Origin of the sequence: Streptomyces sp. NPDC050315 (assembly GCF_040655775.1) — a bacterium.
Lineage (GTDB): Bacteria > Actinomycetota > Actinomycetes > Streptomycetales > Streptomycetaceae > Streptomyces.
The window spans coordinates 1-24115 of the sequence record NZ_JBFAKN010000016.1 but is presented as its reverse complement, the minus strand read 5'-3'; the positions used below and the strand labels follow the sequence as shown (position 1 = coordinate 24115).

General features: G+C 72.2%; 19 protein-coding genes. 8 read left to right on the top strand and 11 right to left on the bottom strand.

Going from position 1 to position 24115, the window contains the following annotated elements:
- Nucleotides 1-3 precede the first annotated feature (3 nt).
- On the top strand, nucleotides 4-414 hold the full coding sequence (locus AB0I82_RS35610; protein WP_031064053.1) for a DUF742 domain-containing protein: 411 nt from the start codon (nucleotides 4-6) through the stop codon (nucleotides 412-414).
- Between the two features lie 118 nt (nucleotides 415-532).
- Here AB0I82_RS35610 and AB0I82_RS35605 read toward each other — a convergent pair whose 3' ends face one another.
- Nucleotides 533-1306 carry a sulfite exporter TauE/SafE family protein gene (locus tag AB0I82_RS35605; protein ID WP_363261642.1) on the bottom strand — a complete coding sequence of 258 codons (774 nt, stop codon included), beginning with the start codon at nucleotides 1304-1306 and terminating at the stop codon, nucleotides 533-535.
- Nucleotides 1307-2101 (bottom strand): GntR family transcriptional regulator, encoded by a 795-nt coding sequence (locus tag AB0I82_RS35600; RefSeq protein ID WP_363261641.1) that lies wholly within the window; start codon nucleotides 2099-2101, stop codon nucleotides 1307-1309. It lies immediately after the preceding gene.
- Between the two features lie 350 nt (nucleotides 2102-2451).
- On the opposite strand from AB0I82_RS35600, the gene AB0I82_RS35595 reads away from it, so the two are divergent.
- Nucleotides 2452-3060 carry an ATP/GTP-binding protein gene (locus tag AB0I82_RS35595; protein WP_363261640.1) on the top strand — a complete coding sequence of 203 codons (609 nt, stop codon included), beginning with the start codon at nucleotides 2452-2454 and terminating at the stop codon, nucleotides 3058-3060.
- Nucleotides 3061-3208: 148 nt separating this feature from the next.
- On the opposite strand, the gene glpK is transcribed toward AB0I82_RS35595, so the two are convergent.
- The 3 genes from glpK to AB0I82_RS35580 all read right to left on the bottom strand — a co-directional run bounded on the left by glpK (nucleotide 3209) and on the right by AB0I82_RS35580 (nucleotide 8032).
- Entirely contained in the window at nucleotides 3209-4738 is a 1530-nt protein-coding gene (gene glpK, locus AB0I82_RS35590; protein WP_363261639.1) for a glycerol kinase GlpK, read from the bottom strand.
- Between the two features lie 211 nt (nucleotides 4739-4949).
- Nucleotides 4950-5717 (bottom strand): MIP/aquaporin family protein, encoded by a 768-nt coding sequence (locus AB0I82_RS35585; protein WP_363261638.1) that lies wholly within the window; start codon nucleotides 5715-5717, stop codon nucleotides 4950-4952.
- Nucleotides 5718-6094: 377 nt separating this feature from the next.
- Entirely contained in the window at nucleotides 6095-8032 is a 1938-nt protein-coding gene (locus AB0I82_RS35580) for an EAL domain-containing protein (protein ID WP_363261637.1), read from the bottom strand.
- A 231-nt stretch (nucleotides 8033-8263) separates the two neighbouring features.
- On the opposite strand from AB0I82_RS35580, the gene AB0I82_RS35575 reads away from it, so the two are divergent.
- The 4 genes from AB0I82_RS35575 (at nucleotide 8264) to AB0I82_RS35560 (ending at nucleotide 12632) form a co-directional block, all read left to right on the top strand.
- A complete protein-coding gene (locus AB0I82_RS35575) occupies nucleotides 8264-9388 on the top strand; it encodes an ABC transporter ATP-binding protein (protein WP_363261636.1) in 1125 nt (374 codons plus the stop codon).
- A gap of 186 nt (nucleotides 9389-9574) precedes the next feature.
- Entirely contained in the window at nucleotides 9575-10780 is a 1206-nt protein-coding gene (locus AB0I82_RS35570) for an ABC transporter substrate-binding protein (protein WP_363261635.1), read from the top strand.
- 82 nt (nucleotides 10781-10862) lie between these two features.
- Entirely contained in the window at nucleotides 10863-11711 is an 849-nt protein-coding gene (locus AB0I82_RS35565) for an ABC transporter permease (RefSeq protein ID WP_363261634.1), read from the top strand.
- A gap of 108 nt (nucleotides 11712-11819) precedes the next feature.
- On the top strand, nucleotides 11820-12632 hold the full coding sequence (locus tag AB0I82_RS35560) for an ABC transporter permease (RefSeq protein WP_363261633.1): 813 nt from the start codon (nucleotides 11820-11822) through the stop codon (nucleotides 12630-12632).
- 24 nt (nucleotides 12633-12656) lie between these two features.
- Here the strand turns inward: AB0I82_RS35560 and AB0I82_RS35555 are convergent, their stop codons facing one another.
- The 4 genes from AB0I82_RS35555 to AB0I82_RS35540 form a co-directional block, all read right to left on the bottom strand.
- The gene (locus AB0I82_RS35555) at nucleotides 12657-13007 is read right to left on the bottom strand and encodes a DUF962 domain-containing protein (protein ID WP_363261632.1); all 351 of its coding nucleotides are present in this window, start codon (nucleotides 13005-13007) and stop codon (nucleotides 12657-12659) included.
- Nucleotides 13008-13038: 31 nt separating this feature from the next.
- A complete protein-coding gene (locus AB0I82_RS35550) occupies nucleotides 13039-13899 on the bottom strand; it encodes a M15 family metallopeptidase (protein ID WP_363261631.1) in 861 nt (286 codons plus the stop codon).
- A gap of 82 nt (nucleotides 13900-13981) precedes the next feature.
- Nucleotides 13982-15016, bottom strand: coding sequence for a methyltransferase (locus tag AB0I82_RS35545; protein WP_363261630.1), 1035 nt, complete (start codon nucleotides 15014-15016; stop codon nucleotides 13982-13984).
- A 60-nt stretch (nucleotides 15017-15076) separates the two neighbouring features.
- Nucleotides 15077-17527 (bottom strand): glycoside hydrolase family 31 protein, encoded by a 2451-nt coding sequence (locus tag AB0I82_RS35540; RefSeq protein WP_363261629.1) that lies wholly within the window; start codon nucleotides 17525-17527, stop codon nucleotides 15077-15079.
- Nucleotides 17528-17867: 340 nt separating this feature from the next.
- On the opposite strand from AB0I82_RS35540, the gene AB0I82_RS35535 reads away from it, so the two are divergent.
- Nucleotides 17868-19877 carry an acetoacetate--CoA ligase gene (locus AB0I82_RS35535; protein WP_363261665.1) on the top strand — a complete coding sequence of 670 codons (2010 nt, stop codon included), beginning with the start codon at nucleotides 17868-17870 and terminating at the stop codon, nucleotides 19875-19877.
- A gap of 194 nt (nucleotides 19878-20071) precedes the next feature.
- The gene (locus AB0I82_RS35530) at nucleotides 20072-21070 is read left to right on the top strand and encodes a hypothetical protein (protein ID WP_363261628.1); all 999 of its coding nucleotides are present in this window, start codon (nucleotides 20072-20074) and stop codon (nucleotides 21068-21070) included.
- Between the two features lie 108 nt (nucleotides 21071-21178).
- Here the strand turns inward: AB0I82_RS35530 and ptsP are convergent, their stop codons facing one another.
- Both ptsP and AB0I82_RS35520 read right to left on the bottom strand, forming a co-directional pair.
- On the bottom strand, nucleotides 21179-22849 hold the full coding sequence (ptsP, locus tag AB0I82_RS35525; protein WP_363261627.1) for a phosphoenolpyruvate--protein phosphotransferase: 1671 nt from the start codon (nucleotides 22847-22849) through the stop codon (nucleotides 21179-21181).
- Between the two features lie 136 nt (nucleotides 22850-22985).
- Nucleotides 22986-23435 carry a PTS glucose transporter subunit IIA gene (locus AB0I82_RS35520; protein ID WP_363261626.1) on the bottom strand — a complete coding sequence of 150 codons (450 nt, stop codon included), beginning with the start codon at nucleotides 23433-23435 and terminating at the stop codon, nucleotides 22986-22988.
- Nucleotides 23436-24115 lie beyond the last annotated feature (680 nt).

Sequence of the window (24115 nt, the reverse complement as noted above, 5' to 3'; positions counted from 1 at the left end):
CGCATGAACCGAAAAGATCAGGCCGGGTCCGCAGCGGGCCCGGCCCGGTGGTTCGACGACGAGGCGGGCCCTGTCGTCCGTCCGTACGCCATGACCCGCGGCCGCACCGCCAGCGCCGCCGTCGCCCGGCTCGACCTGATCGCGCAGGTGATCGCGGAGAGCCGCGCCGACGAACCGGTCACCGATCAGTCCCTGTCGCCCGAACACCTCGACATCGTCGACCTCACCCGGGAGGCCCCGCTCTCCGTGGCCGAACTGGCTGCCGAACTGGACCTCCCGGTGGGCGTGGTCCGGGTGTTCATCGGCGACCTGCTCGACGCGGAGCTGGTCCGGGTCACCCGCCCGGTGCCGCCCGCCGAGCTCCCGGACGAGGACATCCTGCGCGAGGTCATCAACGGCCTGCGCGCTCTGTAAGAGCCTGCGCGGCCCGCACGGGAGCGGGGTTCTCAGCACCCGTATACGCGCGGCGCTCCTACAGGGCCCGCGGCCTCAGCCTCCGTATACGAGCGGCGCCCCTACGGGGCCCGCGCCCTCAGCCCCCGTACAGCGCCAAGTACGGCGCCAGTGCGAAGAGGGCCAGTACGAGGCCGGTCTTGAGGGTGCGTGAGGGGAGCGCGCGGGCGATGCGCCAGCCGATCAGCACGCCCGCGAGCTCCGGTACGCCGACGAGCGCCGCCAGCGGCCAGTCCACCGCGTCGTGTGCCACATAGCCGAGCGTCCCCACCGTGGCGATCACCACCGACTGGACCTGCGCGACAGCCAGCGCGGCCAGTACCGGCATCCGCAGCGCGACCAGCAGCGGCACGGTCAGCATCGGCCCGCCGACCCCGAACACCCCGCTCGCCACCGCCACTCCGAAGCCGAGCGGCGCCGTCACCCCGGGCGAGGGATACGCCGCCTCCGTAGGCGCCGCGCGCCGCTCCCGGTACCACACCAGCACCCCGACGAGCGCCACGAAGGCGCCCAGCAGCAGCCCGAAGGCGCGCCCCGAGAACAGCGTGTTGGCCAGTACGCCGAGCGGAGTGCCGAGCACCGCGGCGCCCGCCAGCACCCATGCCGTGCGCCGTGTGCGCGGCTCCCGCAGCTCACCGGAGCGCACATACGCGGCCGTGCCCAGCATTCCGGTGGCGACGTGCGTGACGATGGCCGTGCCCGCGACCTGGGCGGGGGAGAGGTCGGTGAGGACGAACAGGCCGACCGTCGCGAGTACCCCTCCGGGGCCCACGGCCGTAATGCCGATCCCGGCGGCCAGCCCGAAGAGCGCGAGCAGGACCAGCGTGGTGGTGTCGGGCGTCAGGCCGGTCATTCACGCTTCCTTCGGGGCGGCCGGGCCGCGGTGCAGTATGGCGTGCAGCGCCAGCCGGTCCGCCCTGATGTGCAGCGACTCGGCGTCCACGGGGCGGCCGTCGGCGAGATGCGTGAGCCGTTCGATGGCGAAGACCGCGGCGCCCGCCTCCACGCCCAGCAGCGCCGCGGTGTCCGGCCCCGCGTTGACCGCGTGCACCGACACCTCGGCCCGGCCCAGCCGTTGCCCGGAGGTCTCCTCGATGAGCGCGAACAGGTCGCGGTGCGCGAGGTCGCAGCGGAGCAGCGGCATCCCGATGTCGGCGGTGAGGTAGGTGGTGTCCAGGGACAGCGGGAGGCCGCCCAGCCGCCGCAGCCGCTCGATGTACACCGCGCCCTCCCCGGGGGCCAGGCCCAGCCGCTCCGCAATGGCCGCCGGAGGAGCCGGCACGGGGCGGGCAGCGCGTACTTCGTTGGTGACCGTGCCGTGCCCGGTCAGCGTCTCCGCCAGGCCCGCCAGCCGGTCCAGCCCGTGGCCGTACTTGGGCATCACGACCGTCGTGCCCACACCCTGTTTGCGGGTGATCAGCCCTTCGTTGCGCAGCAGCCCGAGCGCCTCACGTACGGCGTTGCGCGACGCCCCCAGGTGCGCGCCCAACTCGCGTTCACTGGGCAGCACGCCGTCCTCGTACGCGCCGCTGGTGATCCGCTGCCGGAGCACATCGGCCAGCTGCCGGGCGCGCTCGGCGCGGGGCCGGGAGGAGACCCAGGGCCCGTCGTCCCCGCCCTCCGCGCCCGGTGGTGCCGTCTCCCGCATGACCGACTCCCTTCGTGAAGCCGTCGACGGTACTCCCCGGGCGTTACGCCGGAGTTACGCCACCCGGGCCGACCTGCGTAAACGGTGGACCAGCGGGTTTAGTGGGCATAAGGCGGCGGTTCGCCGGGCAGAAGCGCCCGTACGCGGCGCCCTGCACGCTCAGTGATCATGAGCACATCAGTCAGGGGCGGTGCCGGACCGAGGGCTTGCCGTCGGTACAGTCGGTGCGGAACGATCCACTCCTACCCGGGAGTTGTCGTACCCCCTCACTTGTCATCACCACTTGTCATCAGCCACGGTGCGCCGGCCCGTCGCTGACGCGGCAGCACCGAAAACGGAGGAAGCGGTCAATGGTCTTCGGGCGCGCTGAGCGACGCCGCAAGAAAGCCGTCGAGCCGGTCACGCTCAAGATCCTGGTCGCGGGCGGCTTCGGCGTCGGCAAGACAACGCTGGTCGGCGCGGTGAGCGAGATCAAGCCGCTGCGCACGGAAGAGCAGCTGAGCGAGGCGGGCCGGCCCGTCGACGACACCGCGGGCGTCGAGGCCAAGCACACCACCACCGTCGCCATGGACTTCGGGCGGATCACCCTCCGCGAGGACCTGGTGCTCTACCTCTTCGGCACGCCGGGCCAGGACCGCTTCTGGTTCCTGTGGGACGAGCTGTCCACCGGCGCGCTGGGCGCGGTGGTCCTCGCCGACACCCGCCGCCTGGAGGACTCCTTCGCCGCGATCGACTACTTCGAGCGCCGCGGCATCCCCTTCACCGTCGCGGTCAACTGCTTCGAGGGCGCCGAGCGCTACCCCGCCGAGACCGTCCGCGACGCGCTGGACCTGGACCCCGACGTCAGCATCGTGTACTGCGACGCACGCGAGAAGGGCTCGGCGCGCGACGTCCTCGTCGAGGTCGTGCAGCACGCGCTGCGCATGAGCGAGGAACAGCGCGAGCCGGCGCTGTCCTGAGCCGTGCGGCGGTCCGGCGCGGCCCTGTGCGGCCCGCTGAGGCCCGTGGGGACACGCCGCGCGGCCCGTACCCCGCCGTCCGGAGTACGGGCCGCACCGGACCCGCGGGCGCCATAGAACGGCCCCGCAGGACGCCTTGCCGACCGTCCTACTCGCCGTTGTCGTCCAGCCAGCCGAAGCTGCGCTCCACCGCCTTCCGCCACTGCGCGTACTCCCGCTCCCGGACCTCGCCCGGCATCCGCGGCGACCACTCCGCGTCCCGCTTCCAGTGCGCCTTCAGCTCGTCCAGGTCCTGCCACACGCCGGTGGCCAGGCCCGCCGCGTACGCCGCGCCCAGGCAGGTGGTCTCCGCGACCACCGGGCGGATCACGGGCACGCCCAGCACGTCCGCCTGATGCTGCATCAGCAGGTTGTTGGCGGTCATTCCGCCGTCCACCTTCAGCGTCGTGATCTGCACGCCCGAGTCCTGGTACATCGCGTCCACGACCTCGCGGGTCTGCCAGCTCGTCGCCTCCAGCACGGCACGCGCCAGGTGCGCCTTGGTGACATAGCGGGTCAGACCCGTGACCACGCCGCGCGCGTCGGAGCGCCAGTACGGCGCGTACAGTCCGGAGAACGCCGGAACGATGTACGCACCGCCGTTGTCGTCCACGCTCGCCGCCAGCGTCTCGATCTCGTCGGCGGAGCTGATGATGCCCAACTGGTCGCGGAACCACTGCACCAGCGCGCCGGTGATCGCGATCGACCCCTCCAGGCAGTACACGGGCGCCTCGCCGCCCAGCTGGTACCCCATCGTCGTCAGCAGCCCGCTCTTGGAGGGCACGGGCCGGTTCCCGGTGTTCAGCAGCAGGAACGAGCCGGTGCCGTAGGTGTTCTTGGCCTCGCCGACGCCGTAGCAGGTCTGGCCGAACACCGCGGCCTGCTGGTCGCCCAGCGCCGACGCCACCGGCACGCCCGCCAACTGGCCCACGGCCGTGCCGTACACCTCGGCCGAGGACCTGATCTCCGGCAGCACCGCCTCGGGGATGCCCATCGCCGAGAGGATCGCCGGGTCCCACTGGAGGGTGGCCAAGTTCATCAGCATCGTCCGGCCGGCGTTGGTCACGTCCGTGACGTGCACCCCGCCGTCCGTGCCGCCGGTGAGATTCCAGATCAGCCAGGAGTCGATGGTGCCGAACGCGATCTCGCCGGCCTCCGCGCGCGACCGCAGCCCGGGCACGTTGTCCAGCAGCCAGGCCGCCTTCGGCCCCGAGAAGTAGCTGGCCAGCGGCAGGCCCGTGGCCTCACGGAACCGGTCCTGGCCGTCCGCGCCGCCCAGTTCGTTGCAGAGCGCCGCCGTCCTGGTGTCCTGCCAGACGATCGCGTTGTGCACGGGCTTGCCCGTCCTGCGGTCCCACAGGACCGTGGTCTCCCGCTGGTTGGTGATGCCCAGCGCGCTGAGCTGGTCGGCACGCAGCCCGGCGCCCGCGAGCGCGCCCGCCACGACGGCCTGCACCTTGGACCAGATCTCGGTCGCGTCGTGCTCCACCCAGCCGGGCTTGGGGAAGATCTGCCGGTGCTCACGCTGGTCGACGGCGACGATCGCGCCGTCCTGGTCGAAGATGATGCAACGGCTGGAGGTGGTGCCCTGGTCGATCGCGGCGACGTACTTCTGCGTGCTGTCCGTGCTGTCCGTCATGGCGTCTCCTCAGTCGGATGACCGCAGTCGGCGAGCGGTGGTGCCCGCAGCGCAAGGCTGCGGGCGGAACGGCGCGGTCGGAAGCCCGCGCACAGGGGCAGTCATGAACGATGCGCGCTAGGGCGGTCATTGAGGGGGGATGAACCACGCGCGCGTGGAGATCCGGGGATCCGGGAATCCATCGAGGGAATCATGAACCACCCACGCGGGGTCAGAAGGCCACGTTGTACACCAGGGCGGCGAGCACCGCGCCGATCAGCGGGCCCGCGACCGGCACCCACGCGTAACTCCAGTCGGACGTGCCCTTGTTCGGGATGGGCAGCAGCGCGTGCGCGATACGGGGACCGAGGTCACGGGCCGGGTTGATCGCGTACCCGGTGGGGCCACCGAGCGACAGACCGATGCCGACCACCAGCAGCGCGACGAGCAGCACGTTGATGCCCGAGCCGTAGACCCCGCCGTCGGTGCCGGGGATCGGGCCGATGCCGATGCCCTTGTTCTCACCGAAGAACAGGATGGGCAGCACCAGGGCGACGGTCGCGATGATCTCGGTGACGAGGTTCGCCACCGGCTTGCGGATCTCCGGCCCGGTCGAGAAGATCCCCAGCGTCGGCTGGGCCTTGTCCGCCTGCGAGTTGGCCGCGAACTGCGCGTAGTACACGCCCCAGGTCAGCGCCGCGCCGATGAGCGCACCGATGAGCTGCGCCACTATGTACAGCGGCACCTTCGACCACGGCGTGCCGCCCGCGATGGCGGAGCCGAGGGTGACGGCCGGGTTGAGGTGGCCGCCGGACAGCGGCGCCGAGGTGTAGGCCCCGGCGAGTACGCCGAGGCCCCAGCCGAACGCGATGGCCACCCAGCCGGCCGACTTCGCCTTGGAGTAGTGCAGTGTGACGGCGGCGCAGACGCCCGCGCCGAAGAGAATCAGGATCGCGGTGCCGATGACTTCACCGACGAATATGTCCCCATTGGAATACATCTGCGGCTCCTTGGGCCCTTGCCCGGGGAACGGACCCCGGTCCTCCGTGCAGGGTGCGTACTTCTCCCATGGCCCGGCCGCAGATTTCCGGACGCGCCACGACAGCCGTACGGGGCGGAGCGGACGGCCGTGTTGTCCCGCATCCCGCCCGGCCTCCGCGACGAGCGTGTCAGTACGGCAGGGCGCCGGTGGGGCACAGAAACGCGCGGCATCACCGCGCGGTCGGGGGAAGCCTGCGTACGGCACGCCGACTGACACCCGGAAGTGTTCACCGGCCGTGATGGGGCGTCAAGCACATGAACGGCAACGACTGCCACCACGTAGCGCGCCGCGCTTAACATGCGCCTCTGCTGCCCCTCCCTGTTCGCCCGCGGAGGTCACCGGCATATACCTGGGGCGCGAGGGCGCGGGGCTCCGGGCGCCTGGGGCTCGTCGGCGTGGGCCTCAAGGCCGCCGGCATACGCCCTGGGGGCCGGGCTGTGCGCCGGGCCGTGGGCCTGGTCGGGCACTGAGCTGGGCGTCCGGCCGGGCGTCGGGCTGGTCGCCGGGTCGGGCGCCGGGCTGGGCATTTGGCCTCGGCGCACCTCGTGGTGGGGCATGCCGTACCGGCGCAGCACCCAGCTCGCGCCGGACAGCCCCTTCGCCGCCTTCTTGAGCGGGGCGAGCGCCGCGGCCGCTTCCGCGTGCCCGGCGACCGCGCCGGCCGGGCACACCACCGTCGCCAGCGACAGCGTCACGGGACGCCCGCCCGCCGACCACGGCACGTCTAGTACGGCAGCGGCGATCGCCTCCAAACCCTCCGGGTCGGTCAGTACCAGGAAGTCGTCGCCCCCGATGTGCCCCACCCGGCAGGCCGCGTCGTCGTGCGCCGCCCGGGCCAGCGCCGTGCCCACCGCGCGGATCAGCTCGTCCCCCGCCGCGAACCCGGCGCCATCGTTGACCTGCTTGAACCCGTCCACGTCCAGCCAGCTCACGGCGAAGGCCCGGCCCTGCGCGATCCGCCGGTCCACCTCCCCGTTGACCGCGTCGGAACCCGGCAGCCGGGTCAGCGGATTGAGCCGCGCGGCCTCCTCCACCCGGCTCTCCGCCAGCGCCCGCAGGATGTCCGCCAGATGCACCACCCCGATGCACCGCCCCTGCTCGTCCACCACCGCCACGTCGTCACCCGTACGGTCCCGGTCGCCGTCCGCGATGACGTCCAGCACCTCCCACGCGGTCGCCCCCGCGCCGACCGTACGCGGCCGGTCGCCCAGCCGCAGCGCCGGCCGGTCCGCGTACAGCGCGTGCCCGTACCGCCCGGACAGCGACAGCAGGAACCGGTCCCGGTCCACCGCCCGTACGGGAACGCCGTCCGCGTCCACCAACAGCACCCCGGAGACATCCGGCAGCCCCGTGAGCCGCCGCCGCACCTCCTCCGCCGACGCGGTCACCGGCAACAACGCGGCCGGCTGCAGGAACTGCGCAACGGGCGGACCGGCTTGGCCACCGCTGGGCATGACGGGGGAAGGGGCCGGTGCCTGGTCCAGGTCCTGGGCCGGGCTCGACCCCGGCGCGGGCGATGCCTGGGCCGCGCCCGGCACACGCGCGGACGGCGACGCCTCACCCGGCCCAGCTGCCAACGGCACCCGGGCCGGCACGAAGACCTCGGCCGTGGGTCGGCGCGCGGGCGGTGCGAAGAGATGCCCCTGGGCGAGCTGCGCGCCGGCCCCCAGCACCGCCGCGTAACTCCGCTCGGTCTCCACCCCCTCCACCGCCAACAGCCCGCCCAGCTCGTCGCAGAGCTGTCGCACCATCCGCACCACCGCCGCGCGCCCCGGCCGGGCGTCCAGGTCCGTGCAGAGCGAGGCGTCCAGCTTGATCACATCCGGCGCCAGGTCACCCAACAGCCGCAACGGGATGTCCCCGTCGCCCACCCCGTCCACGCAGATCCGGAAGCCGTCGGCGCGCAGGCCCGCCACCGCCTCCAGCAGCGCGGGAGCCGGTACATGCGTGTACGGCCCGGTCAGATCCAGGGTGATCTCGCACGGCCGCCGCCCCACCGCACGCACCGCGGCGCGCAGCGCGGTCAGCCCCGGCACCTCCGCCGCGGTGGTGGCGAAGAGGTTCACCTGCAGCGGCAGCAGCGTCTCGCGCTGCGTGGCGTGCCGCACCGCGAGCGCGGCCAGTTCGACGTCGATGCCGGGGGAGCGGCGGGCCTGGGTGAGCACGTCCCCGTGCTCGGGGCGGGCGAGTATCTCCAGCGCGGCGACGGAACCGGTCGTGAGGTTCACGACGGGCTGGTAGGCGAATCGGAGCTGGTCCGTCCAGGCAGGCACGCGGACAGCATGCCTCCCTCCCGCCCCTCGCGCAGCAGGGTTCACGCGCTGTTCACGCACCCTTCGACGGCATCGCGAGAATGCGGCCCCCGACGGGCCGGTACCGGCGGCAGGCGGCGACATGGCCCCGCGTCGGACCGCGCCCACGACGCCCCGCACCCGTGACGACGGCCGCACCGCCCCGGTACAGTCACCCGGCGCGATCAAGCCGCCCACCGGGGAGGAGACCGCATGGCAGAGGACAACGTGCCGGGCCCGAGGCCCGCACCGCTCGCAGCGCGTACCGGCGGCGCGGCGGCCGCACGTGGGCCCGAGGCCCGGCCGACGGCGGTCCGCCTGACCGCCCTCACCAAGGACTTCGGCACCGTACGCGCCGTCGACCACGCCGAACTCGCTATCCATGAAGGCGAGTTCTTCTCCCTTCTCGGCCCCTCGGGCTCGGGCAAGTCGACCCTGCTGCGCCTCATCGCCGGCTTCGAACGCCCCACCTCCGGCCGCGTCGAACTGGCCGGCCGCGACGTCACCGCCCTGCCCCCGCACCGCCGTGACGTGCACACCGTCTTCCAGGACTACGCCCTCTTCCCGCACATGACGGTCGAGCAGAACGTCGGCTACGCGCTGCGCGTGGCCGGCGTCCGCAAGGACGAACGCCGGTCCCGGGCCCGCGAGGCGCTCGCCACCGTACGACTCGAGGGCTACGGTGACCGGCGCCCCGCACAGCTCTCCGGCGGCCAGCGCCAGCGCGTCGCGCTCGCCCGCGCCCTCGTCGACCGCCCCGGACTGCTCCTCCTGGACGAGCCGCTCGGCGCCCTGGACCTCAAGCTCCGCCAGGAGATGCAGACCGAGCTCAAACAGATCCAGCGCACCACCGGCATCACCTTCCTCCTGGTCACCCACGACCAGGAGGAGGCGCTGACGATGAGCGACCGGGTCGCCGTACTCGACGGCGGCCGCATCGCGCAGACCGGCCCGCCCCTGGAGATCTACGACCGCCCGGCCACCGCCTTTGTCGCCGGATTCGTGGGCGTGACGAACCTGGTGCGCGGCGCGGCAGCACAGCGACTGACGGGCCGCCCGGGCACGTACAGCATCCGCCCCGAGCGCATACGGATCACGCCACTCGACGAGCTGTACGGCGCCGGGCCGGGGAGCCCGGGGGAGCGGTCGGTGACCGGCCGGATCACCGACATCGCGCACGCCGGCCCGCACACCCGATTCCGCGTCCGGCTCGACGAGGGCGGCGACCGGCTGACCGTACTCCGCCTGAACACCTCCGGGCCCGCCCTGCCGGCCCGCGCCGACACCCCCGTACGCCTCGCCTGGGACGCCGACGACGCCTATCCCGTACCGGGCTGATGTCCCGTACCGGGCCGAGGGCCCGCGCCGCCGCGGCGAGCCGACGCACGTGCCCGAAGTCCGGTCGCTGCGTATGGACTTGACCCGATCGTGTCCCGACGCGCACTGGTGGAGCACCGCCTTGATCCGGATACTGGCGACGCTCGGAGCCTGTGTCTGACGCCGTGTGCGACGGGAGAGAACCGGATGCGCAACACGAACGTGTGGAAGGCCGCCGCGGCGGCCACGGTCCTGCTGCTGACCGTAGGGTGCGGCTCCGGGGGGAGCGGCGGAGGCGGCGACGACCGGGGCGGCGGCTTCCGCGCGCCGGACGTCCCCATGAAGAAGACGCTCGGCAAGGGCGAAGGCCAGGTCAACATCATCGCCTGGGCCGGCTACGCCGAGGACGGCTCCAACGACCCCAAGACCGACTGGGTCCACCCCTTCGAGAAGCAGACCGGCTGCAAGGTCAACACCAAGGTCGCGGGGACCTCCGACGAGATGGTCTCGCTGATGAAGACCGGTCAGTACGACACGGTCTCCGCCTCCGGCGACGCCACCCTCCGCCTGATCGCCTCCGGCGACGCGGCGCCCGTCAACACCGAGCTCGTCCCGAACTACAAGGACATCTTCGCGGGCCTCAAGAAGCAGCCGTTCAACTCCGTCGACGGGCAGATGTACGGCGTCCCGCACGGCCGCGGCGCCAACCTCCTCATGTACCGCACCGACAAGGTCAAGCCGGCCCCCGACTCCTGGCGGGCCGTCTTCGAGGACGCCCCGAAGCACGCCGGCAAGGTCACCGCCTACGACTCGCCCATCTACATCGCCGACGCCGCGCTGTACCTGATGAAGACCGAGCCGCAGCTGGGCATCAAGGACCCCTACGCGCTGGACCAGAAGCAGCTGGACGCCGCCGTCGCGCTCCTGAAGAAGCAGCACCGCAACATCGGTGAGTACTGGAGCGACTACCAGAAGGAAGTCACCGCCTTCAAGGGCGGCGACAGCGTCATCGGCACCACCTGGCAGGTCATCGCCAACCTCACCAAGGCCGAGAAGGCCCCGGTCAAGGCCGTCCTGCCCAAGGAGGGCGCCACCGGCTGGTCGGACACCTGGATGGTCGCCGCCAAGGCCAAGCACCCCAACTGCGCCTACAAGTGGCTCGACTGGATCGTCTCGCCGAAGGTGAACGCCCAGGTCGCCGAGTACTTCGGCGAGGCCCCGGCGAACGCCGAGGCGTGCAAGGAGACGGCCGACCCCAAGCACTGCGCCACCTACCACGCCGATGACGAGCGCTACTACAAGCGCGTGCATTTCTGGACCACCCCTGTGAAGCAGTGCCTGGACGGCAGGACAAACGTGCAGTGCACCGACTACGCCCAGTGGACACGCGCCTGGACGGAGATCAAGGGCTGAGAGCGACCCGGTGACCTCGGTGCCTTCGACTTCGGATACGTCGGCTTCGGAGACTTCCGCCGCGATGCCTTCGGGGACTTCAGTGCCTGCGGGAACCTCCCGCACGGGCGCGCGGCTGAGGCTGGCGGCGCTGCTCACGCCACCCCTGCTGTGGCTGGGCCTCGCCTACCTCGGCTCGCTCGCCGTCCTGCTCCTGTCCGCCTTCTGGACCACCGACAGCTTCACCTCCGACGTCGTTCATATCTGGAACATCGACAACTTCCGCACTCTCCTCACCGATCCCGTCTACCGCACCATCACCGTGCGCACCCTCGGCGTCGCCGTCGCCGTCACCCTCATCGACGCCCTCCTCGCCCTGCCCATGGCCTTCTTCATGGCGCGGGTGGCGTCGGGGCGGTGGCGGCGCGCCCTGCTGGTGGCCGTGCTCATGCCCCTGTGGGCCGGCTACCTCGTCAAGGCGTACGCCTGGCGCGTCATGCTCGGCGAACACGGCCTGGTCAACGCGGTACTTGCCCCGCTCGGCCTGACCGGCCCCGGCTACGGCCTGCCGGCCGCCGTGCTCGTCCTCGCCTACCTCTGGCTCCCGTACATGATCCTCCCCGTTTTCGCCGCCCTGGAGCGGCTGCCCACCCCGCACCTGGAGGCATCCGCCGACCTCGGTGCAGGCGCCTGGCGCACCCTGCGCCTCGTCGTCCTGCCTGCCGTGCGCCCCGCCCTGCTCGCCGGCTCCGTCTTCGCCTTCTCGCTCAGCCTCGGCGACTACCTCACCGTGCAAATCGTCGGCGGCCGCACGCAGTTGCTCGGCAATGTCATCGCGTCACAGGTGACGCTCGATCTCCCGCTGGCCGCCGCGCTCTCGGCCGTACCGGTCGTGCTGATCGTCTGCTACTTGGCGGCCGTACGGCGCGCGGGTGCGCTGGATTCACTGTGACCCCCTGTACTCAGTGCCGCAGCCCCACACTCAGCGTGGTGACCCTGTACTCACAGTGACAACGGACCGCCGGACGCCCCGGTTCCCGCCTCCGAGGAGGAATTTGAGGTGCATCTGACCCGCACCGCCCGCGTCGTGCTCGGCGTGCTCATGGCCGCCGGGCTGGCGGTCGTCCACGTGCCCCTGCTCCTGGTCGTCCTCAACTCCTTCAACGCCGACCGCTCCTTCGGCTGGCCGCCCAGCGGGCTGACCGGCGAATGGTGGATCCGCGCCGCACACAGCCAGGGCGTACGGGACGCCCTGTGGACCTCCCTGCAGGCCGGCCTCGCCGCCACTGCCCTCGCGCTCGTCCTCGGAGTACTGGCCGCCTTCGCCGTTCACCGCCACCGCTTCTTCGGCCGGCAGATGGTGTCGTTCCTGGTCGTGCTGCCCATCGCGCTGCCGGGCATCGTCACCGGCATCGCACTCAACGCGGCCTTCCGCACCGTTCTGGACCCGTTCGGCATCGGCTTCGGCCTGTTCACCGTGATCGTCGGCCACACGACCTTCTGCGTCGTCATCGTCTTCAACAACGTCGCCGCCCGGCTGCGCCGTATCGCGCCCTCGCTCGCCGAGGCATCCGCCGACCTGGGCGCCCGCCCTGCCCAGACCTTCCGCCACGTCACGCTGCCCGCGCTGCGCTCGGCCCTGTTCGCGGGCGCGCTGCTGGCCTTCGCACTCTCCTTCGACGAGATCGTGGTCACCACGTTCACCGCGGGACCGGGCACGAAGACGCTGCCCATCTGGATCTACGAGAACCTGGCCCGCCCGAACCAGGCCCCCGTCATCAACGTCGTCGCCGCCCTGCTCATCGCCCTGTCGGTGATCCCGGTGTACGTCGCCCAGCGGCTGTCGTCGGACTCGGCCGGCGGGCGGCTCTGAACCAGGCAGGGCGGCGGCAGGGGCCTACTGGGCGTTCTCCGCGAGCCACTTGCGGGCGATCTCGTCCAGCTCGGCGTCCCGGCCCGCCAGCATCATGCGGATCATCTGCGCGTCACCGCGCAGCGACCAGGCCGGGTGCCCGAAGGTGGCAGGGTTGTTTCCCTCGATGAGGAAGTGCGCGGGCCAGGCCGTCCCGTAACCGATGAGCGGCAGCCCGAGCAGCAGCTTCCGGCGCCGCCGTATCAGCCCGTACGCCGAGACCGCGAGCCCGGTGAGCGTGCCCGTCAGGTGCACCCACCGGGTCGCGGCACTGGAGTGCATCGCGACGTAGTACGGCCAGAAGTCCTCGTAGGTGGCGAATTCCCGTGTCGTCATGGGCGCACCGTAGCCCGGTGCGCGACGGCTGTCAGTGGCGTCCGGCGAGCGACTTCCGTGCGACGGGGAAGTCGAAGTAGGTGTCGGGGAACGTCTCCGGCTGGAAGGTGAAGTGCCACCACTCGTTCTCGTAGTTCACAAAACCGGTCTTCTCCAGCCCCTCCTTCAGAAGCAGCCGGTTCTTCCGCTGCTCTCCCTTGATGCGCGGGTCGAGGGTGTGCGCCAGGGTGTCGAAGCAGTCGAAGCCGGTACCCATGTCGAGCGAGTTGTCGGGGAACCGCTCGTCCTGCGGGCCGTAGCAGGGACGCAGCGGCTCACCGGGCACGTACGGACGGGTCGGCAGCGCGGGCAGCTTCGCCAGAGTCAGGTCCACCGTGCTGCCCCGGCTGTGCCCGGACTTCTCCGCGATGTACCCGTCCTCGAAGAGCGTCGACTTGTCGACCTGTGGATAGAACTCGCCCTTCATGCGCTGGTCGTCCAGGTCCTTGGCCCACTCCACGAAGTGGTTCACCGCCCGCTGCGGCCGATAACAGTCGTACACCTTCAGCGTGTAGCCCTCCTTGAGGAAGGACACCTGCGCACGGTGCAGTGCCTCCGCCGCGTCCCGCGTCAGAAGACACATCGGCTTCTGGTAACCGGTGACCGGTACGCCCATGAAGTTGTGCGGCGTGTAGTACCGCATCTCCTGCCGGATCGTCGGATCCACATCCCGCAGTGCCACGAACTCCTTGGGCGCCTTCGGGTCCTTGGCGCCCTTGGCCGGCGCGGCCGGTGCGGAGGACGGCGTTCCATGCGGCTGCTGGGCCTCGGCCCCCGAGGGCAGGGCGGCGACGGAGACCAGGGTGGCGGCGGTGACGGCGAGGCCGCGCAGCGCGGCAGCAAGTCTTGGCATGCCCATCGTCTACCAGGCCCGGCCCGGCCGCGGAAGACCACCACGCGCGGCCGACGGCGTCGCGTCCCGCCCGATCACCGCGTCAGCGTGCGGTCAGTTCCACCACCGCCAGCCGCCCCGCCGGATGGACCCCGCTCACCTCCAGCCCCGCCCGCGCGGCCAGCGCCGTCAGGTCCGTGACGCCCCGCTCGCGGCCGCCGAAGTACACCAGCACCCGCAGGTCCATCCCCGTGCTGACCGCCTCGCCGTCCACGCCGAACTTCTCCACCACCAGCACCTTGCCCGTACTGCCCGCCGCCCGCGCACAGCCCCGCAGGATCGCCACCGCCGCCTCGTCGTCCCAGTCGTGCAGCACGGCGCACAGCAGATAGCCGCCCGCACCGGACGGCAGCTCCCCGAAGAAGTCGCCGCCCACCGCGTCACCACGGTCCCCGATCCCGGCCGCCGCGAGGGTGGCCCGCGCGGACCGCGCCGTCTCCGGCTGGTCGAACACCGTGCCCCGCAACGCCGGATGGGCCCTCAGCAGTGTGGCGAGCATCGTGCCGTTGCCGCCGCCGACGTCCACCAGCCGGCCGAGCCCGGCCCAGTCGTACACCGGCAGCACGGCCTCGGCCCACGCCGTCACGTCGGCCGCCATCTGCGCGTCGTAGTCGGCGGTCCGCGCCGGGTCCGTCCGCAGGTCGGCCCAGAAGTCCCGCCCGTACCGCTCCGGGAAGGCCGCCGCACCCGTCCGTACGGAGTGCGGCAGCTCGACGGCAGCGAGGTCGGCCCGCCCGATCGCGGTCCCGGTGTCCAGCATCCGGCGCAGCCCACCGGGATGCCCGTCCCGCAGCTCCTCACCGGCCGCGGTGAGCGCGTACCCGGCCCCCGCCTCACCGGCCGGCCGCAACAGCCCCACCGTGACCAGATGGTTCAGCAGCTGTTCCAGCGCCCCGGGGGCGCTGCCCGTGGCGGCGGCGAGCGCGGGCGCGGTCCGTATGCCGTCGGCGATACGGTCCGCGAGCCGCAGCGTCGCCGCCGTCCGCACCGCCATCGGCGTCATCAGATCCGCCAGCTCCGCCGCGCTCCGGAACCCGCCGACCGGCGCCCCGGAACCCTCCACAGCCTCGCTCCCCACCACGTCCTCCGCTTCGCCCGTCTCCTTGCCGCGTTCCCCGTCCGGACCGGGCCCGGCCCCTCAGGCCCCCGACCCGGACCCGCCTCCACGTATCCGCACCCCGTACTCAACGGGCTCCCCGTCCGCCCGGCTCACCACCACACGTCCCGCCTCCCACCGCGACTCCACCCGTTCAACGCACGGGCGTTCCCAACCGTCCCCGGAATCCGGCACGACAATTCCGCCGCCCTTGCGCCCCGGAGCCGGCGCCCAGACCTCCAGCTCGATACCGCCGTCCGCGCCCGCCACCGGCAGCACGGCACCGGCCCGCGCCAGTACCGGAATCCGCGAGAGCGGCGCCTCGACCACCACCTGCCCCGGCCCGTCGTACGCCTCGCCGGTCACCGTGTCGTACCACCGCCCGCGCGGCAGCCGAACGGCCCGCCGCCGCGTCCCTGCCTCCAGCACCGGTGCCACCAGCAGCGCGTCACCCAGCAGGAACGCGTCCTCGCAGTCGCGCAGCGCCCGGTCGCGCGGCGCGCCCCACCACAGCGGGCGCACATACGGAGCACCGGTGAGCCCGGCAAGGTGGCCCAGCGCGTACACGTAGGGGAGCAGCCGCTCGCGTTCGAGAGCCGCCGCACGCGCGTGCTCCAGTACCTCGTCCCCGAACTCCCACGGCTCCCGGCGCCCCGCGTCGTGCGCACAGTGCGTACGGAACAACGGCAGGTACGCGCCCAGTTGGAACCACCGCAGGTACAGCTCGGCCGACGGCACTCCCGAATAGCCCCCGATGTCCGGGCCGCTGTACGGAATGCCGCACAGCCCCAGGCCCAGCACCAGCGACAACGAGGCCCGCAGCCCCGGCCATCCGGACGCCACGTCACCGGACCACGTGCCCCCGTAGCGCTGCAGTCCGGCCCACCCGGAGCGCGAGAAGAGGAACGGCCGCTCTTCGGGGCGCAGTTCGCACAGCCCCTCATAGCCGGCGCGCGCCATCGCCAGCCCGTAGACGTTGTGCGCCTCCCGGTGGTCCCCGCCCCGGCCCTCCAGAGCGTGCCGCGCGGACCGGGGGAGCGTCGGCTCGCCGAACGCCGCGAAGGAGGACGGCTCGTTCATGTCGTGCCACACGCCCGCGAACCCCTGTGCCAGCCGCTCTGCGTACAGGCCGCCCCACCACTTGCGCACCCGGGCGTCCGTGAAGTCGGGGAAGACCGCCTCACCGGGCCACACCGCGCCCCGCACCTCGCGCCCGCGCGCCTCCCGTACGAACGCGTCGGCCGCCGCCCCGCTCTCGTACACCGCGTTCCCCGGCTCCGCCTTCACCCCGGGATCAATGATCGACACCAGCCGCACGCCTTCCTGGCGCAGCTCCGAGGCGAGCCCCGGCAGGTCGGGGAAGCGGGTGCGGTCCACCGTGAACACCCGGTGGTCGTCAAAGTGGTCGATGTCCAGGTGGAGCGCCGTCAGCGGCACACCGCGCGCACGGTAACCGGCGGCCACCCGCCGCACCTCCGCGGCAGTACCGAAACCGAACCGGGCGTGCTGGTGCCCGAGCGCCCAGCGGGGTGGCAGCGCGGGCGCACCCGTAAGAGACGCCCACCCGTGCAGTACCCGGGCCGGCGTCCCCGTCAGCACCCAGTAGCGCAGCGGACCACCGTCCATCCGGAGCTCGCAGGAACCGGCCCGGTCGTGCCCCGAACCCCGGCCCTCCTCGCCCTCGTGCAGCGTGACCCGCCCGTCCCAGGAGTTGTCGTGGAAGACCAGGTGCGTCCCCGCGTCCGCGACGACCAGCTGCACCGGCATGGTCAGCGACAGCGGATCGTCGCCCGGCCCGAACGCGCCCCCGGGGTCGGTGTTCCACAGCCGGTACGTGCCGTCCCGGAGCCGCGGCCCGCCGGCGCGGCCGCCCAGTCCGAAGAACCGCGCGTCCGCCGCCACCTCGGAGCGCTGCACCCACCGCGACTCCCCGTACGCCCCGATCCGCGCGCCTTCCTCGGACGCGGCTGCCTCGTCCGGGCCGCCCCCGGGCGCGGCATCGCGCCCCGACGCGCCCTCCGGTACCCGGTCCCACCACCGTGGCGGCAGCTCCCGACGCAGCACCACCCCGCCCGGCGTACGGATCTCCACCGCGCCGTACCGCGACACCGCGACCGTCACCCGCTCCGACACCACACGCCAGCCGCCCTCGGTGTCCGGCTCCAGCTCCGCCCGGCCGTCCGCCTCAGGGCCCGTCCCCACCAGCGCGTACGACGGCTCCGGCACCGCCCCGTCCCAGCCGCAGAACACCGCGCCGCCCGCCGTCACCCGAATGCGCAGCGAGGACCGCCCGAACTGCACCACGCCGCCACCGGGCTGCGGCTCCGCCCCCACCGCCGCACCCGGTACACGCGCCCGCTCCGCACCCCTGGGAGGCAGCCCGGCCGCGTCCGCCCTCCTCCGGCGCAGCGCCGACCGAACCGACAACCACCCCTGTGCGGCGCCCACCGCCCTGACCATCCGTGCCGACCGCACCAGATCCCGCCCGTCCATACCGTCAGCCTGCCATCGACACACGCCGATGAAGGCATCGTTCAGCTTCCGTTCACCTGCGTTGACCTGCTGTGTCCCCAAAAGAGAGGCCGCACTCCGGGAGCAGCGGCCCGCCTCCGGACACGCCCTTCACACCGTGGTCCCGCCACATACCCCTCCCCCCGAATGTGGGGTGCCCACCCTGGTGCAGCAGACGATCACGTGGCATCGTCCTGACCAGTCGTGTCCTGCGCACCCCCTACGGACGCGTCGGGCACCGCCGGCCCGGGACGGCCGGCGGCACCGCCCACCGCAGCGCACGGACCGGCACACCAACCGTGTACAGCCCGGGAGCCGCATGATGACCACCGCACCGCAGCCCGCACCCCACCCGGAGCCCCTGTGGCAGCCCGGCGCGGACCGTATCGCCGGGGCACAGGTCACCCGCTTCCAGGAGTGGGCCGCCACCCACCACGGCGCCCCCGCCGCCACCCCGGGGGACCCCGCCGCGAGCTACGCCGCACTGCACCGCTGGTCCGTCGAAGAGCTGAGCACCTTCTGGCGCGCCACCGCCGAATGGTTCGACGTCCGCTTCAGCACCCCGTACGACACCGTGCTCGCCGACGCCACGATGCCCGGCGCCCGCTGGTTCCCCGGCGCCACCCTCAACTACGCCGAGCACGCCCTGCGCGCCGGCGAGGACCCCGCCAGGGCCGCCGACCCCGCCCTCCTGCACGTCGACGAGAGCCACGAACCCACCCCCGTCTCCTGGGCCGAACTCCGCGCCCAGGTCGGCTCCCTGGCCGCCGAACTCCGCCGCCTCGGCGTCCGCCCCGGCGACCGCGTCAGCGGCTACGTACCCAACATCCCGCAGGCCGTCGTCGCCCTCCTCGCCTCCGCCGCCGTCGGCGCCGTCTGGACCTCCTGCGCCCCCGACTTCGGCGCCCGCAGCGTCCTGGACCGCTTCCAGCAGGTCGAACCGGTCGTCCTGTTTACCGTCGACGGCTACCGCTACGGCGGCAAGGAACACGACCGCCGCGCCACCGTGGCCGAGCTGCGCGCCGAACTCCCCAGCCTCACCGCCGTCGTGCACATCCCGCTCCTCGGCACCGAGGCCCCCGAAGGCGCACTCCACTGGGACGACGTCGTCTCCCGGGACGAAGAGCCGGTCTTCGAACAGGTGCCGTTCGACCACCCCCTGTGGGTGCTGTACTCCTCCGGAACCACCGGCCTCCCCAAGGCCATCGTCCAGTCCCAGGGCGGCATCCTCCTCGAACACCTCAAGCAGGCCGGCCTCCACTGCGACCTCGGCCCCGAGGACCGCTTCTTCTGGTACACCTCCACCGGCTGGATGATGTGGAACTTCCTCGCCGCCGGCCTCCTCGTGGGCGCCACGATCGTCCTGTACGACGGCAGCCCCGGCTTCCCCGACACCGGCGCCCAATGGGCCATCGCCGAACGCACCGGCGCCACCCTCTTCGGCACCTCCGCCGCATACGTCATGGCCTGCGCCAAGGCCGGCGTCCACCCCGGACGCGACTACGACCTCTCCCGCGTCAAGTGCGTGGCCACCACCGGCTCCCCACTGCCCCCCGACGGCTTCCGCTGGCTGCACGACGAAGTCGCCGAAGACCTCTGGATCGCCTCCGTCAGCGGCGGCACCGACGTCTGCAGCTGCTTCGCCGGCGCCGTACCCACCCTCCCGGTCTACATCGGCGAACTCCAGGCCCCCTGCCTCGCCACCGACGTCCAGGCCTGGGACCCCCAGGGCAAGCCCCTCACCGACGAGGTCGGCGAGCTCGTCGTCACCAACCCGCTGCCCTCCATGCCGATCCGCTTCTGGAACGACCCCGACGGCAGCCGCTACCGGGACAGCTACTTCGAGATGTACCCCGGCGTCTGGCGGCACGGCGACTGGATCACCCGCACCGCACGCGGCACCGTCGTCATCCACGGCCGCTCCGACTCCACCCTCAACCGCCAGGGCGTCCGCATGGGCTCCGCCGACATCTACGAAGCCGTCGAACGCCTCCCCGAAATCCGCGAATCCCTCGTCATCGGCCTCGAACTCCCCGACGGCGGCTACTGGATGCCCCTCTTCGTCCACCTCGCCGAAGGCGCCACCCTCGACGACGACCTGCGCGGCCGCATCAAGCAGACCATCCGCACCCAGCTCTCGCCGCGCCACGTCCCCGACGACATCATCGAGGCCCCCGGCGTACCGCACACCCTCACCGGCAAGCGCATCGAAGTCCCGGTCAAGCGCCTCCTCCAGGGCACCCCGCTGGAAAAGGCCGTCAACCCCGGCTCCGTCGACAACCTCGAACTCCTCCGGTTCTACGAGCGGATCGCCGCCGACCGCGCACGGTGATCGCACGCGAAGTGATCAAGTGAGCCGCCGGAAACGCCTGGTCATGGGCGGTTCCGGCGGCTCACGAGCGCCATTGTCAGACCCCTCGCTTACGCTCAGTGAGCAATGAGTCGCCAGCGATGACGACACACGAGCCCGGGCCCGCCGACCGGCCGGCCCGCGCCCGCTCACCAGCAGCACCAAGGGGGAAAATCATGACCAGCACCGCACGCCGCACCCGACCCGGCACCGAGCCCGCCGCCGGACGCCGCCGCACCACCCGCCGGGCCCGCGGACCCGCAGGCCACGCCCGCCGCCGGACCGCTGCCGCCCGGCGCCGGCAGAGCCGCGAAATCCCCGGCACCCTCGCCGTCCTGCCGACGCCGGACGACCTTGCGGCCATGAGCCGCTACCGCACCTTCCCCTTCACCGGCCAGGACCACCCCGGCTACCTCCGCCGGCTCGACGGCCTGCTCCGCACCCTCGCAGCGCAGGGCCGGCACACCACCCTCACCCTCTTCGACCCCGGCGAATACGCCGCCTACTGCACCGACAAGGGACTGCACCCCGACCGCCCCGAAAGCCGCGCCCGCTACACCACCGAGATCGCCGCGGCCGGCGCCACCGTCCCGTACACCGGACGACGGCTCACCGACATCCTGCCCGCACTCCTCGACGAGGCCGACCGCCAGGACACCTGGGACCGCGCCGGAGCCCTCCTCGCCACCGCAGGCCGCTGCCCCACCTGCGACGGCGACACCGCCCACGACGCCTTCGAAAACGCCTCCCAGGCCATGCTCCGGCTCCTCGACGCCCTGGGACCCGGCAGACACCACCTCGTCTGCAGCGTCCCCGCCGGCGACGGCAGCCCACTGCTCGCGACGCTGCACGCCACGGCGCGCCCCGACGGCCGCCTCCATCTGTCTGAAGCGGAAGCACTGATCTTCTGCACGGTGCTCGCCGCCGGCATCGCCCTGCGCCGCCCGGGCGGCATCGTCTCCCGCACCCTCGACGACGAGCACGGCGACGAGGTACGCGGCTGGTCCCTGCACGGCACCTGGCTGCGCGCCCTCACCGCCGCCGAGGTCTTCTCCGCGTACTGCACCGACGCCAGGACCGGCGACCCCGTCTCACCCGAGCCGGGCGTCGACTACCTCCCCGGCATCGCCGTGCCGCCGCCCGCCTACCCCCACCAGCACTGCGGGGACACATAACAGGCCGGCGGGCAGCCCGCCCGAAACGCCGATGGCCGCCCCGCCACAAGGGCGGGACGGCCATCACGACCACATCGGACGCTCACCGAGCGAGCGCCGACCCTGCGATCACTCCCCGGAGAGCACCGCCTGCGCCGCCAGACGGGCCTCCTCGGCGGTGTCCGCCGCACGCGCCGCCGACGCGGCACGCTCGCACTGCGCCAGCGTGTGCTTCGCCAGCGTCGCGCGCACGTAAGGAAGCGACGCCGCACCCATGGAAAGGCTGGTGACGCCCAGTCCCGTCAACACACACGCGAGCAGCGGGTCGGAAGCCGCCTCGCCGCACACACCACAGCTCTTGCCCTCGGCCTTGGCGGCCTCGGCCGAAATCGCCACCAGGTCGAGCAGCGCGGGCTGCCACGGGTCCTGCAGCCGCGACACCGCACCGACCTGACGATCGGCCGCGAAGGTGTACTGCGCCAGGTCATTGGTGCCCAGCGACAGGAACTCCACCTCCTGCAGGACCGAACGCGCCCGCAGCGCGGCGGACGGAATCTCCACCATCGCGCCGAACTTCGCCTGCAGCCCCGCCTCACGGCACGCGTCGGCGAACGCCTTGGCGTCCGTACGGTCCGCCACCATCGGCGCCATGACCTCGAGGTAGACCGGCAACCCCTCCGCCGCCTTGGCCAGCGCGGTGAGCTGGGTGCGCAGCACGTCGGGGTGGTCGAGCAGGGTACGCAGACCCCGCACGCCCAGCGCCGGGTTCGGCTCGTCCGAAGGCGTCAGGAAGTCCAGCGGCTTGTCCGCGCCCGCGTCCAGCACGCGCACGACCACCCGGCCCTCCGGGAACGCCTCCAGCACCTGGCGGTACGCCTCGACCTGCTTCTCCTCCGACGGCGCGTTCTTGCTGTCGTCGAGGAACAGGAACTCGGTACGGAACAGCCCGACGCCCTCGGCACCGGCCTCGACCGCCGCCGGGACGTCCGCCGGACCGCCGACGTTCGCCAGCAGCGGCACCTTGTGACCGTCGGACGTCGCGCCCGGCCCGGTCGCGGCGGCCAGCGCGGCCTTCCGCTCCGCGGCCGCCCGCTCCATCTCGGCGCGCTTCTCGTCGCTCGGGTTCACGAAGATCTCCCCGGTGGAGCCGTCCACGGCCACCACCGTGCCCTCGACCAGCTCGTGCGCACCCGGCAGCGCGACCACGGCCGGCACGCCCAGCGCCCGCGCCAGAATCGCGCTGTGGCTGGTCGGCCCGCCCTCCTCGGTCACGAAGCCGAGCACCAGCGATGGGTCCAGCAGCGCCGTGTCGGCCGGCGCGAGGTCCCGCGCGATCAGCACGTACGGCTCGTCGCTGTCCGGCACACCCGGCATCGGCACGCCCAGCAGCCGCGCCACGATCCGGTTCCGCACGTCGTCCAGGTCCGCGACCCGGCCCGCCAGATACTCCCCGGCACCGGCCAGCAGCGCCCGGTACGCCGCGAACGCGTCGTACACACCACGCTCGGCCGTGCTGCCCACCGCGATCCGGCGGTCGACGTCGGCCATCAGCTCGGGGTCCTGGGCCATCAGGGCCTGGGCCTCCAGCACCGCCTGCGCCTCACCACCCGCGAGGTTGCCGCGGGCGATCAGGTCGGCGGCCACGGCTTCCACGGCCTGGCGGGCGCGCCCCTGCTCGCGCTCCGCTTCCTCGGCGGGGATCTGCTTGGCCGGCGGTTCCAGCACCGCCGTCCCCATGTGTCGCACCTCGCCTATGGCGACACCGTGGCTCACGCCGACGCCTCGCAGCGTTGTCTCCATTGCACCCGTCTCCGTGTGATGCGACGGTCACTGCCGTCGCGTTGAACTGTCGTACGTGCGGTCCGGTGGGACCGCTCGGTACACGCTGCCGTCCGCGCGCGCCACGCGCGCGTGCCCTACGGAACGGCGCCGCGCATCACTGCCAGCTGAAAAGCTGGTCTCCGGCTTTCAGATCGCCGTCCTCGCGCACGTCGCCGAGCGCGTCGGCGGTGGCCTCCAGGGCGACGACGGGGCAGACCGGCGACTTGCCGGCCTCCTCGACGGCGGCGGGGTTCCACCGGACGACGCCCTGGCCGCGCGTCACGGTGTCCCCCTTGTTGACGAGCAGCTCGAAGCCCTCGCCGTTGAGCTGAACGGTGTCGATGCCGAGGTGCGTCAGTACTCCGTGCCCGTTGCTGTCGACGACGACGAACGCGTGCGGGTGCAGAGAAACGACGACGCCTTCCACGGGCGCGAGCGCCACGGAAGGCTCCCGCTCAGGGTCGATCGCGGTACCGGGCCCCACCATCGCGCCGGAGAAGACGGGGTCAGGAACTGCACTGAGCCCGATGGCGCGTCCGGCGAGCGGGGACGTCACGGTGGTCATGGGAAGCCTCCCAGGGGTGGAGATCTATCAGGTCGCCGTCACTACCTGTCCCGGACGGCGCACCGGTCAGAGCGTAAGTCATAAGAAGTGGACACTCCGCATGACAGACGCGAGGCGCGAGCACGCGTGTGAAGGGGTACCGCTGGACGCCCGCCCTTCCCCCGATTTGCCTCGCCCCAACCCCGCCTGTACTGTCTAACACCTGCCCCGGAAACGAGGCCGCAGTCGCTGCGGCCCAGGACCGGGACAGCACCCCATCAGAAGTTCTGATCCGAGAATCTCGGTCGTTTCTGTATGCCTGCATTGTTTTGTAATGCGTGCAATGGCTACGGAAAAGAGCGCGGTTCGGAAGGCCAGAAAGACCTGATAGAGTGTGAAACACCGAAGGGAAGCGCCCGGAGGGCCCGGTGAAACGGGACCAAAGGAAGCGTCCGTTCCTTGAGAACTCAACAGCGTGCCAAAAGTCAACGCCAGATATGTTGATACCCCGTCTCCAGCGTCAGCTGGGACGAGGTTCCTTTGAAAAGTCCTTCCGCTTGGAAGGCGCACAGCGAGGACGCTGTGAATGACTGGACTTATTCCGTTCGGTCGTTCCGCTCTCGTGGTGTTCACCCCGATTACGGGGAAGCATTCACGGAGAGTTTGATCCTGGCTCAGGACGAACGCTGGCGGCGTGCTTA

Excerpts from the sequence above, each read along its gene's own strand:
- AB0I82_RS35610 (WP_031064053.1), top strand. The coding sequence starts at position 4 with ATGAACCGAAAAGATCAGGCCGGGTCCGCAGCGGGCCCGGCCCGGTGG.
- AB0I82_RS35605 (WP_363261642.1), bottom strand. The coding sequence starts at position 1,306 with ATGACCGGCCTGACGCCCGACACCACCACGCTGGTCCTGCTCGCGCTC.
- AB0I82_RS35600 (WP_363261641.1), bottom strand. The coding sequence starts at position 2,101 with ATGCGGGAGACGGCACCACCGGGCGCGGAGGGCGGGGACGACGGGCCC.
- AB0I82_RS35595 (WP_363261640.1), top strand. The coding sequence starts at position 2,452 with ATGGTCTTCGGGCGCGCTGAGCGACGCCGCAAGAAAGCCGTCGAGCCG.
- glpK (WP_363261639.1), bottom strand. The coding sequence starts at position 4,738 with ATGACGGACAGCACGGACAGCACGCAGAAGTACGTCGCCGCGATCGAC.
- AB0I82_RS35585 (WP_363261638.1), bottom strand. The coding sequence starts at position 5,717 with ATGTATTCCAATGGGGACATATTCGTCGGTGAAGTCATCGGCACCGCG.
- AB0I82_RS35575 (WP_363261636.1), top strand. The coding sequence starts at position 8,264 with ATGGCAGAGGACAACGTGCCGGGCCCGAGGCCCGCACCGCTCGCAGCG.
- AB0I82_RS35570 (WP_363261635.1), top strand. The coding sequence starts at position 9,575 with ATGCGCAACACGAACGTGTGGAAGGCCGCCGCGGCGGCCACGGTCCTG.
- AB0I82_RS35555 (WP_363261632.1), bottom strand. The coding sequence starts at position 13,007 with ATGACGACACGGGAATTCGCCACCTACGAGGACTTCTGGCCGTACTAC.
- AB0I82_RS35550 (WP_363261631.1), bottom strand. The coding sequence starts at position 13,899 with ATGCCAAGACTTGCTGCCGCGCTGCGCGGCCTCGCCGTCACCGCCGCC.
- AB0I82_RS35540 (WP_363261629.1), bottom strand. The coding sequence starts at position 17,527 with ATGGACGGGCGGGATCTGGTGCGGTCGGCACGGATGGTCAGGGCGGTG.
- AB0I82_RS35535 (WP_363261665.1), top strand. The coding sequence starts at position 17,868 with ATGACCACCGCACCGCAGCCCGCACCCCACCCGGAGCCCCTGTGGCAG.
- AB0I82_RS35530 (WP_363261628.1), top strand. The coding sequence starts at position 20,072 with ATGACCAGCACCGCACGCCGCACCCGACCCGGCACCGAGCCCGCCGCC.
- ptsP (WP_363261627.1), bottom strand. The coding sequence starts at position 22,849 with ATGGAGACAACGCTGCGAGGCGTCGGCGTGAGCCACGGTGTCGCCATA.
- AB0I82_RS35520 (WP_363261626.1), bottom strand. The coding sequence starts at position 23,435 with ATGACCACCGTGACGTCCCCGCTCGCCGGACGCGCCATCGGGCTCAGT.